General features: G+C 34.2%; 10 protein-coding genes. 9 read left to right on the top strand and 1 reads right to left on the bottom strand.

Features of this window, described 5'->3' with window-relative positions:
* The 6 genes from zapE to Megvenef_RS04305 form a co-directional block, all read left to right on the top strand.
* Positions 1 to 473 (top strand): AFG1/ZapE family ATPase (gene zapE, locus Megvenef_RS04330; protein ID WP_322776762.1); only part of this gene is annotated, 473 nt, incomplete at its 5' end.
* A gap of 38 nt (positions 474 to 511) precedes the next feature.
* Positions 512 to 1,168 carry a dTMP kinase gene (tmk, locus tag Megvenef_RS04325; protein ID WP_322776761.1) on the top strand — a complete coding sequence of 219 codons (657 nt, stop codon included), beginning with the start codon at positions 512 to 514 and terminating at the stop codon, positions 1,166 to 1,168.
* A gap of 29 nt (positions 1,169 to 1,197) precedes the next feature.
* Complete coding sequence (locus Megvenef_RS04320; RefSeq protein ID WP_322776760.1) at positions 1,198 to 2,184, top strand: zinc transporter ZntB; 987 nt, start codon at positions 1,198 to 1,200, stop codon at positions 2,182 to 2,184.
* Positions 2,175 to 4,241 carry a S9 family peptidase gene (locus Megvenef_RS04315; protein ID WP_322776759.1) on the top strand — a complete coding sequence of 689 codons (2,067 nt, stop codon included), beginning with the start codon at positions 2,175 to 2,177 and terminating at the stop codon, positions 4,239 to 4,241. Before Megvenef_RS04320 ends, Megvenef_RS04315 begins: the two co-directional genes overlap by 10 nt.
* A 60-nt stretch (positions 4,242 to 4,301) precedes the next feature.
* Positions 4,302 to 4,478, top strand: coding sequence for a tetratricopeptide repeat protein (locus Megvenef_RS04310; protein WP_322776758.1), 177 nt, complete (start codon positions 4,302 to 4,304; stop codon positions 4,476 to 4,478).
* Positions 4,479 to 4,554: 76 nt separating this feature from the next.
* On the top strand, positions 4,555 to 4,968 hold the full coding sequence (locus Megvenef_RS04305) for a tetratricopeptide repeat protein (RefSeq protein ID WP_322776757.1): 414 nt from the start codon (positions 4,555 to 4,557) through the stop codon (positions 4,966 to 4,968).
* A gap of 137 nt (positions 4,969 to 5,105) precedes the next feature.
* Here the strand turns inward: Megvenef_RS04305 and rimM are convergent, their stop codons facing one another.
* Positions 5,106 to 5,597, bottom strand: a complete 492-nt coding sequence (gene rimM / locus Megvenef_RS04300) for a ribosome maturation factor RimM (RefSeq protein WP_322776756.1) — start codon at positions 5,595 to 5,597, stop codon at positions 5,106 to 5,108.
* Between the two features lie 77 nt (positions 5,598 to 5,674).
* Here rimM and Megvenef_RS04295 point away from each other — a divergent pair, with 77 nt between their 5' ends.
* The 3 genes from Megvenef_RS04295 to Megvenef_RS04285 all read left to right on the top strand — a co-directional run bounded on the left by Megvenef_RS04295 (position 5,675) and on the right by Megvenef_RS04285 (position 10,845).
* Positions 5,675 to 8,275: an AsmA family protein gene (locus tag Megvenef_RS04295; RefSeq protein WP_322776755.1), complete on the top strand. Its 2,601-nt coding sequence runs from the start codon at positions 5,675 to 5,677 to the stop codon at positions 8,273 to 8,275.
* 312 nt (positions 8,276 to 8,587) lie between these two features.
* Positions 8,588 to 9,844: an AmpG family muropeptide MFS transporter gene (locus Megvenef_RS04290; RefSeq protein ID WP_322776754.1), complete on the top strand. Its 1,257-nt coding sequence runs from the start codon at positions 8,588 to 8,590 to the stop codon at positions 9,842 to 9,844.
* A 95-nt stretch (positions 9,845 to 9,939) separates the two neighbouring features.
* On the top strand, positions 9,940 to 10,845 hold the full coding sequence (locus Megvenef_RS04285) for a D-alanyl-D-alanine carboxypeptidase family protein (RefSeq protein ID WP_322776753.1): 906 nt from the start codon (positions 9,940 to 9,942) through the stop codon (positions 10,843 to 10,845).
* Positions 10,846 to 11,044: the final 199 nt, after the last annotated feature.

Genomic DNA, 11,044 nt, shown 5'->3' with positions numbered 1-11,044 from the left:
GATATAACGCTGTATCGGTGATAAAAAATAGAATTTTATATCCAGCTGATCGAAAAACTAATGCTATAATAGACAAGATAAAAATAGGCCTTTGTGATAAAGAAGAATTAACTGAGGTAAATGTAAATCTTTTTGGGAGGACATTAAGTTTCCCTCAAGGCCATAAAAATACACTGATAACTAATTTTAAAGAGCTGTTTGAACGATCTATTGGATATGCTGATTATGTAAACCTAACAGAGCAGTTTAAAATTATTGTAGTTGAATCGGTAAGAAGAATTAATGAAGATGAAACTGATATAGCAACACGTTTTATAAATTTTATTGATAATGCTTATTTCAATAAGGTAGTTTTATTCATGGAGATTGAATGTTTGCCAGAAGAAATTTATCCTTTTAGCAAAAAGAAAGGGGAGTTTATTAGGACTGTCTCTAGGCTTGCCGAGATGAACTCTGATGAATATTTGCAGTAAGGGTAAATAGAAAAAACTTAATAAACCATATAAAAATTATGATGAATTTTGATAAACCTAAATTTATTACTTTTGAAGGAGGAGAGGGTAGCGGAAAATCTACGCAGAGCAAAATGTTGTATGAATTTCTTTTGTCTAAAAGAATAAAAGCTATTCATACAAGAGAAGTTGGAGGTACAATAGAGGCAGAAAAAATACGGCATTTATTGGTTTATTCTGAGCTTCTGCCAATGTCTGAATTGCTATTAGTTATGGCAGCTCGTTATGAGCACCTAAGTAAAGTTATTATACCATCTATGCTAGATGGGTTTTGGGTTATATGCGACAGGTTCATAGATTCCACGGCGTGTTACCAATCAGGAGAATCTGGGTTAACAATAGAAGATATTTTTGAGTTGCATGACCACTTAATGAACGTGAGTTATGAAGACGAAGCCAAAAATACCTGGTCTAAAGCTATTATGCCAGATCTTACATTCTTTATGGATATCCCGCCAGAAATTGGTTTAGAAAGGGTTGCTACGAGAGGTGATGCAAACAAGTTTGAAGCTAAAAACATGGCATTTCATCGTAATATTTACGAAAGATTCAAGTCCATTGCCGCGATGCATACTGATAGAATTGTTCCGATCAATTGTGTGAACAAAACGGTTGATGAGATACATAAAGTAGTGATTGATAAAATTTTTTATTAGGTAGTTATTGATTCGAGGTTAAAATTAATATGACTAGAAAATTATCTTGGTTAATAGAGTCTTTGCATGTTAATGAAGAAGGGGTTGTTTATGATAGGGATGATCTGCCGGTAGAGTTATATAATAAAACTAGCGGCGGTTATGGTTGGATTCATTTAGACGGCACCTCATCAGACGCAAAATCGTGGCTAAAAAACAGCTCTGGTATCGATGAAATATGGGTTGACGCACTACTTGCAACTGAAACACGTCCAAGGCTAGTAAAAATAGATGATAATACTATATTCATAAATTTAAGAGGTATCAATTCTTTTAACAAGGAAGAGCCAGAGGATATGATTTCTATCCGTCTATACGTTACTAAACAACAAATAATTAGTGTAAAGCTCAGAAACTTAAAGGCGGTTACTAAATTAAAAATGGATTTTGAGAGTTCAAGGGCTCCTAAGACTACATTTGAATTTTTACTTACTTTAATCGAACATATAAACGAAGAAATTGAGTCTACCATCGCTGATATATATGAGGCTATAGACGATCTAGAAGAGATGGTTTTAATAGAACATGATAAGGATTTTAGACAAAATGTTATTGACGTTAGAAGACAGGTGATTATTTTTAGACGATATTTCTTTCCTAATTTAGACACGCTGCAACAATTAGCAGCTATAGAGGGTTTTTTGGAGTCAGGTGCTGATAATGCAAGTAATTTATCTGAAAGCTGCCATAAGATGACTAGGTTTATCGAAGAGATAGTATCTATTAGAGAAAGAGCGCAAGTTATCCATGAAGAGTTAAACAACCACCTAACTGAGAGGTTAAGTGCAAGTACGAATAAATTATCGGCTATAGCATCAATTTTTCTTCCTATGAGCTTTGTCACCGGCTTATTTGGTGTGAATTTAGCAGGGATACCTGGAGCTGCTAGCGATAAATCATTTCCAATCTTTGCCGGTACTATATGCGCAATTTTGATTATTCAATTTGTAATATTAAAGTGGAAAAAATGGTTCTAAAGCGCTTATTTACTGTTATCGTAATTTTATCCTTAGTAATTTATCTTATTTTACTATACAACAGAGATCGTTCAGGAACTTCTATAAAACAAGGAGATGAGATGATAAAAGAAGATGATTTAATTTCTAGGGATGTATTATTTGGTAATCCAGATCGAATTGCTACTAGAATTAGTAAAGATGGAAAGCTTATCAGCTATATAGCTCCAAAAGATGGAGTATTAAATATTTGGGTTGCACCAATTGATAAACTACAAGAAGCCAAAGTTATCACTAACGAGACGCAAAGAGGAATTAGAAGTTATTTTTGGGCTAATGATAATAGCCATATAATTTATGCTCAAGACAAAAAGGGTGATGAAAATTGGCGCTTATACTCTGTTAATGTTACCACTAATGAACAAAAAGATTTAACGCCTAGTGATGGGGTGCGAGCATCAGTTTTAAAGCTAAGTGATAAATATTCAAATGAGATATTAATTCTGATAAACAACAGAGTGCCAGAGTATTTCGATATTTATAAAGTAAACATAGACACAGGTAAACGCGATCTAGTATATGAAAATACTGGTCAATATGCATCTTTTATTGCCGATGATGATTTTAAAATACGTGTCGGTTATAAAATGCTTCCAAGTGGTGAGGGGGAAGTTTATCTTTTTGAAAATGGCAATATTGAAAAAGCTGAATTATTTCAGAAAATTTTAATTGAGGACATGTTAACTACCAACCCACTTCATATTTCAAGTGATGGGATGAAATTATTTATGACCGATAGTGTTGGAAGAAATACTGCAGCTTTGATGGAGGTAGATCTTGCCACTAATGCAAGAAAAGTAATATATGAAAATGAAAAAGCAGATATTGATGACTACTTAGTTGATACTAAGTCTAAGATGATCCAAGGCGTTGCAACTAACTATTTACGCAAAGAGTGGACAATTATTGATTCTAAAATCGCCGCTGACTTGGAGTATCTTAAGACAATTGAAGATGGTGATCTTGAAATTTTATCTAGAACATATGAAGATGATAAATGGATAGTGGTATTCTCTAAGAGTGATAGTCCGTTTAGGTATTACCTCTATGATAGAACAAAGCATGAAGCTCAATTTCTGTTTGTATCAAATACAAATCAAGAAGGGCTACCATTTTCAAAAATGTATCCACAGAACATAAAATCCAGAGATAATTTAGACTTGGTGAGTTACCTTACAATACCAAGGTGGCTTGACGATGGTAAAGGTATTCCAATAAAGACAATACCACTGGTTTTATATGTTCATGGTGGACCAAATGCACGAGATAGTTGGGGTTTTAGCCCAGTAGTACAGTGGCTTGCGAATAGAGGCTATGCAGTGCTAAATATAAATTATCGTGGATCAACTGGTTTTGGTAAGAATTTTACAAATGCCGGAGATGGAGAGTGGGCTAGAAAGATGCAAGACGATCTTGCTGACGGAGTGCAATGGGCGGTCAATAACAAAATAACTGAGAAAGATAAAATAGTCATAATGGGCGGAAGTTATGGTGGTTATGCGGCCCTTGTTGGCATGACAATGACCCCAGATATGTATGTTGCGGGAATTGACATAGTTGGCCCATCTAATCTTGAAACTTTACTAAAGTCTATACCTCCTTACTGGAAACCTCAAATAGCTCATTTAATTAAGATTGTTGGAGCTTCACCAGATACAGAAGAGGGTAGAGATTTTTTGAAAGAAAGGTCTCCTTTAAGCTTTGCTAAAAACATAAAAAAACCTCTACTTATTGTACAAGGAGCGAACGACCCACGAGTGAAGCAAGATGAGTCTGACCAGATAGTCGAGGCAATGAAAAAGCTTTCAATACCAGTAGTTTATCTGCTATATCCTGATGAAGGTCATGGTTTGGCGCGGCCGGAAAACAGGCTTTCAATGTACGCTAATGCCGAGGTGTTTTTGGCTAATTTTGCTGGAGGAAGATTTATTCCGCATAACAATAATTTCCCTGGTTCTTCTGTAGTAGTAAAGGAAGGTAGCGATATAACCTGGACAAGAGAGAAGAAAAATAACTAACCTGCCTCAGTTCTGAATAAGAAAAAAGAATTTGATAAAACCGGACCTAACCAACAAGGCTTGGTAAGTAATATAAAATACCAAACAATAAAAGCCTATGAAGCAATTGAATCAGCTCTAAAAGCGGTAAATCTAAATCCTAATCATGTTTTATATCGGGCTAAGCTAGCTGAGGCTTATTTGGTACTGGGAAAATACGAAGAAGCAAAAACACACTGGGAGGGCAGTACTATTTGAGTCTGACAATGCTGAATACCAGGCTAAGCTAGCCTGAGGCTTATTCTGGCTTAGGAAACTATCAACAGTTGAATGCTTGTTGCAAGCGACGCAGATTCAGCCTGATCATATCTTATACAATTCTGCTTTAGGTACGGCTTATCTTCAATTAAAAAGCTACCCAAAAGCAATTGAATACTTAACAAAAGCAATATCTAACGTTCCAAATTCAGACACTGAATATAATCAATATCTTCATGGTGGCTTTAATAGTAAGTTAGGTGAGGCTTATTGGAATTTTGGAAAACCCTCAGAAGCAATTGAATGCTTAACAAAAGCAACACAGTATCAGCCCAAAAATCCTGAATACCGTAATAATTTAAATTTTGTGCAGTCAAGCGGAGCATCTACCCAAGTCGAGTTGGAGGTTCAAGCAGCGGCAACTGAGATACTTCTTGCAGGAACAGGTGAAGATCAAAATAGCGATGAGATGGTAGACAACAATCTATAGCCACATTGTGCGAACTTAAAGTTAAGCATTTGGGGCAACACATAAGAAGATACAAAAAGCCAAGTATGACTCGGTCTTAATAATAAAAGCAACAACCTGAGTCATGCTTGAGCTCAGTTGGGCAGGAACTGTCCCATTTAGCTGGTCTTTGATAAAACTATGTAATCTTTGCCAATTTCTGGAAAAAATTCTTTTGTGAACGGAAACATTTCTTCTAGATCATTGTTAAACCTTATTTCTATGATATCACCAGCACCGAAATTGGCGACATCGATAATGATACCAATTTTTTCACCATTTTCGTTGACTACAGAAAGTTTTTTTAGATCACTGATATAATACTCATCTTGTTGAGTTGCAGGAAGGTGGTCGCGTAGACAAAATAATTTCGTTCCAGATAATGCTTCAGCTGCGTTTCGATCATTGCTTCCGATAAATCTACATACTAACGTTCCGTTAGTATTTACTCTTACCTTTTTTAATTTAATTGGCACACGAGTTTTGTCCAAAATATTAATAGATAAGATATTTTCTTTTGGGTCAGTAAACGATTTAACTAATACGTCCCCCTTTATCCCATGAGCTGCCGATATTACACCAACTAAAATTAATCCGTCCTCTTCTTTCATTTTTTTTGTCGTTTGATTGATATATTTCTAAAAAACTATTAGTGTTGTTATATCTTCATAAATTAAATTTAATAAGCATGAAAAAACTACTTATAAGCCTGGTAATTATTTCCTTAATAATAACAGGGGTTGTTAGCGCATCAATAGCATTTACCGATTTCACAAGAGTATACCAAGAATTTGTGAAAAGTACTAGAATAGATGTTGCCACCCTTGAAGCAAATAATTTTAGGGTTATAAAATTTCCAGTACCTTACCTTGTTATCGATGAGGTTAAGCAAGATGGTAAAGTTGCCCTTAAAGATATAAAAATTGAGTTTTTGCTATCATCCTTATTCCGCTTTAAACCAGAAATCAGTGAATTAACTATTGGAGAGGTGGTCGTTCACCTTAATAATGATGATGTAAATTTTTTAAGTCATAGTGAGTTTATTTCAGAATTAATATTAAAAAATGCTCTTTCAGTAAAAGCAAAGGTTAACAAACTTACTTTCGTTGAATCTGATAATGATATTCCTCTTATAATTGATAATTTAAATTTCTCTAGCGGAAATAAAGGAGCAAACTTTGAAGGAGTTATTGATAACGTTGGACATATAAACGGTTCATTTGAGAACTCAGCTGATAACACAGTAGTATTCAAACTAGATGTACAAGATACCAGTTATGATTTTAAATTGAATGAAATTTATAAAAATGGTGTGTTTGAAGGAGGGGATGCAGAATTAAAAACTACTAATTTATCAAGTAAACTTGCAAAATTAGTCCCTGATTTTTCTAATATAGAAAGCTACCTTAATAGTAATGAAGAGGTAAAAATTAACTTTGGTATCAAGCCAATAAAACAAGGTTTGATAATTGATTCCCTTATTATAAGCTCAGACTCCTTGCAAGGAAAGGGTGATATAAAAATGAGCAAAGACCCTGCGTTTGTTTCAGAAATAAATATTGAATTTACTAAACTAGATCTAGTTAATTGGTTAAAATCTAAAAAAGATGGAGCTGTTGTGGTAGGTACCACTAGGTTTGGAGCTAACAACAGGATGGATTTTAGCAAAAATAATTTGAACGTAAACTTTGTGGCTAAAGCAGTTAAAATTGACGAAAACAACTCTTTAAGTAATGTAAATTTAAAAGTAAAAGTTGAAAGTGGTAAGTTTGTTATTCAAGACTTTTCTGGTGAAGTTGATCAAGATGGTAATTTCAATTTAAGTGGAGCTATAATTCAAAATTCTTTCAGGAGTATTTTTAATGGAAAAGTTGTTTTAAATCATAAGGATTTAAATGATTTTGCAGAGTTTTTTGGTGGTAAAGATGTAAGAACAGATAAACCAATTCCATTTTCTTTATCGTCTGATATAAAATTTAGTTCAGTTGATTTGTCGCTTCAGAACTTTTTGATTAAAACACAAGAAACAGAAGTAATTGGGAGCCTTTCCTCTAAATTTATTGGAAATTCACCAAGAACCAACGCCAGTATAAAATTTACCTCAGTAAATATTGACGAAAATAGTTTTCCAGTTTTATCACGAGCAGTTGCCTATGTTAGCAACTTACTTGAAGATATGAAGGATGAGACCTATTTAAACAAGTTTATTCCTATAAGAAAGATCAGCTCTATAAGTAGCTTTGATATTACTTTTGATCATCTTACATTGAATAAAAAATTATATGAAAATGTAAACTTCGTTTTGGACCTTTCGCCAGGAAGAGTTTCTGTTGAACAATTATATATAACAGATGGTACTGACTGGATAGATACTAATTTTACTCTAGAAGCCCAGAGCATAAGACCAAGCGTAAAGATTGATATAAATAATGGTTCTATTGCGGTTGATTTTCTTTCCGCCCCTGCAATGCTGGCGCTCAAAAAAAAGATACTAGATAATTTTGATCTTAGTAAAATAGATATTGTCACGCGGTTTTCTCTTGCGCGTGTATATCAAGGTGATTTTGCTCTTGGTAGAGTAGTTTTCCTAGCAAGAAACGATAAGAATTTGATTGATATTTCTAAGTTTGACGCTGATTTATTTGGAGGGCGCTTGCAATCGTCGGGTAGTATTTTGCTCCAGCCATATACCCTGAATTTTGTATATGCTTTGAATTCCGCTCAGATAGAGCCGATTTCGAGGTTACTACCTAAAGACATGATTAATTCTGGTGGAGTAATAAGTGCAAGTGGTATGTGGTCAACAAATGGTGAAAAACTTGATGAACAGCTATATAACCTTTATACAAAGTCTAATATCGTGGCCAAAGATATTACATTGAATAATTTTTCTATCGATAATTTTATTCAAGTACTTGGGGACCCAAATTATAATATTGGCTTGTTTGATGACGATTTAAATAAAACTTTACTTCTAGACAAAACGCAGATGAGTGATTTGCAGGCTAGTGTCGAGTTATCAAAAGGTATATTTACCTTACCATCAATGGCATTTAAGACTAAGTATTCTATTGGCCAAGGGGCTGCTACATTCAATTTGTATGATTTTAACTTAGATATATCATCAATTTTTTCTTTCTACCTTGCTAAACCTAAATATGGTCGTAGCGTCACAGACTATGCTCCTGCAAAAATGAGCGTTACTGCAAAAGGTAATTTCTTTAATCCTAAAAAGGAAGCAAAAACAGAAGATTTAAAGGAAGTGCTTAAAGCTAGAAATTTGAAATGATAGTGGCGAATTGTGATACAGCATAAGGTAAGTCATGCCGGACTTGGTATCTTATCCCACTACCACTCATACCTGATCAAGCCCGATATGTGGCGCCGATTTGTTTTTTAAATCACCATCATAATCATGCTGCACTTGTTTTAAGATCTCTTTACATCTCTTTTTTTTGAATAATAGATAATCAAGCCGACTATTAATGCACCTCAATTCTGAGAAGAAACGCCTGAATATCACGCTTTATAAGCTTGACATTAATCTTTGTATGTACTAAATTTCACTCCTTTGAAATTAAAACCTTTAGTTACATATATTATGAATCAATCAAATATTCTAAAGTTATTTACTGATTACAGGCAGTTCCAAATCTTTATTTTAGGAATCTTCAGTGGTATGCCACTTTTTATTATATACTCTACTATTGCAGCATGGATGAAAGGGGCAAATATAGATATTGCAATTATTACATCTTTTGCTGCGGCAAGGGTTTTTTATTCCCTTAAGGTTTTCTGGTCTCCTTTAATTGACCACCTAAAACTACCGATAATCCATCGTATAGGAAGGCGCAAGAGCTGGATGTGTTTAATATCAGGTATAATAGCGTTTATTATATTTTCATATAGTAAATTAGATCCAAATGAATCTATTGGGATGATTTATATATTGACTATTGCGCTAGGTGTGGCATCAGCAACTTTGGATATAGTGATCGATGCATTTAGAATTGATACAATCGAAAAGGAAAAGCTTTCTGTGGCTGCAGCAAATGCAGTTTTTGGATATAGAGTAGGTGGGTTAATAGCTGTTGCGGGTGCATTTTTTGTTGCAGAAGATTACGGTTGGAACATTGCCTTTTTAGCTATAAGCTCTTTGTATTTTATTGGAATATTTTTTATTCTAACTTTAAAAGAGCCAAAAATCGAACAAGCGGTTATCAATATACTAAGTATTTCTTCGTGGAGACTTATGACGATTGATCCGTTTGCTGATTTTTTAAAGCGTGATGGAGCAATAGTTATTTTGCTTGCTGTAATATTCTATAAATTGGGTGATGCTATGCTTGGTGTGGTTGCAATGCCATTCTATATAGAGCTTGGCTTTACACTTAAGGAGATTGGGGCAATTACTAAAGTTTTTGGCTTAATTGCAACCATTGGTGGAGCTTATGTTGGCGGCGTAATAATGTATCGCTATGGCAGTATTAAAGGGTTGATATTTTGTGGAATTGCACAAGCTATAACAAATTTAGCTTTCGTATGGTTACATCACCAGGGGCATGATACAAATGCTCTAATGATTGCAATAAGTATCGAGAATATGGCTTCTGGAATGGGAGATGCAGCTCTTGTAGGGTATTTGAGTTATTTATGTAATAAACAGTTTTCAGCAACGCAATATGCACTGCTTAGTAGTTTATCTGGATTGTTTAGTCATACTATAGTAGGTTTTGGTGGTTCGATTATGAAGCTAATGGGTTGGGATAATTATTTTATTATGACGGTATTTTTAGCGATTCCTGGGCTGCTTTTATTATTGTATTTAAATAAGAGATTTGAAGGAAAAACAACATAAAGTAAAATATAACGATTCGGGTTTATATATGTTGATTTTTTACAAACGTTTTTATGCTACTCTTTAGTTACAGAATTTTTTGGTTAGGTTTTTTTATGTTTAAGAAGTTATCTTCTGTTTTATTAGTGTTATTTTTAGTAACAAATGCTTCTGCAGCTACGATAGCAAAAAATAAAAAGCCAAGAAAACCTATTTCTTCCCCTATACAAACAAGCTTAATAGTGGATGGCAAAACTGGTAAGGTCCTTCATGCAAGTAATTCAAAAGAGAAGATTTATCCTGCCTCATTAACAAAAGTTATGACTATATACATGCTATTTGAAGCTCTAGAATCAGGCAAAGTAGGGATGAATGATAAGTTTTATGTTTCTAAATATGCCTCCCAAGCACTGCCTTTAAAGTTATATGTGCAACCGGGTGAAAAAATAAGTGTAAAAGACTCTATACGAGCTGTAATTATTAAGTCTGCCAACGATGTATCCAGAGTTGTTGCGGAGAATCTTGCCGGCGGTTCTGAAACTAAGTTTGCTCGTTTAATGACGGCTAAAGCACATCAGCTTGGGATGAAAAATACTAATTTTACTAATGCTGATGGTTGGCATAATCCAAAACAAGTAACGACTGCAGTTGATTTAGCAAAATTATCTATCGCAATTAAGCGTGATTTTCCACAATATTATGCTTTTTTTAGTGAGACGAGTTTTACTTATAAAGGCAAGACAGTTAATGGGCATAACAGGGTTACTGCGACATACCCTGGAGCTGAAGGTCTAAAAACTGGATATCACATACCAGCTGGCTGTAACCTTATTACAGTAGCAACAAGAGGTAACAAGAGTTTGATTGGTGTGGTCACCGGAAGAAAGAGTGGTGCTGTACGTGATCGACATATGGTTGAGTTGTTAGATAAGCATTTTGGCGTAGCACACCAAGTTAAAGTTGTTAAAAAAACTGGCAAACCTTCAAAGAAAACAGTAAAAGTTGCTTCGAGACATAAGTAGGAATAAAACAGTCATTAGTAACAACATAATCTCTCCCTAAATTCCTATTACAACTTATAAATTACCCGCTATCAATATTAGTCAAACAGGTATTGAGATTATTCTCAAGTATTAGCTTGTCTCTCCGTCAAAACTCTAAATTTTTGATATAATTTCAAGAATTTCAAAAATAAATCACCGCACATTCATTTTTTGAGCT

Source organism: Candidatus Megaera venefica, from assembly GCF_034554655.1.
Lineage (GTDB): Bacteria > Pseudomonadota > Alphaproteobacteria > Rickettsiales > Rickettsiaceae > Megaera_A > Megaera_A venefica.
The sequence above is the reverse complement of the archived record's forward strand: the minus strand, read 5'-3'. Positions and strand labels throughout refer to the sequence as shown.

Coding starts and splice junctions, on each gene's coding strand:
- rimM (WP_322776756.1), bottom strand. CDS start 5,597: ATGAAAGAAGAGGACGGATTAATTTTAGTTGGTGTAATATCGGCAGCT.
- tmk (WP_322776761.1), top strand. CDS start 512: ATGATGAATTTTGATAAACCTAAATTTATTACTTTTGAAGGAGGAGAG.
- Megvenef_RS04320 (WP_322776760.1), top strand. CDS start 1,198: ATGACTAGAAAATTATCTTGGTTAATAGAGTCTTTGCATGTTAATGAA.
- Megvenef_RS04295 (WP_322776755.1), top strand. CDS start 5,675: ATGAAAAAACTACTTATAAGCCTGGTAATTATTTCCTTAATAATAACA.
- Megvenef_RS04315 (WP_322776759.1), top strand. CDS start 2,175: ATGGTTCTAAAGCGCTTATTTACTGTTATCGTAATTTTATCCTTAGTA.
- Megvenef_RS04285 (WP_322776753.1), top strand. CDS start 9,940: ATGTTTAAGAAGTTATCTTCTGTTTTATTAGTGTTATTTTTAGTAACA.
- Megvenef_RS04290 (WP_322776754.1), top strand. CDS start 8,588: ATGAATCAATCAAATATTCTAAAGTTATTTACTGATTACAGGCAGTTC.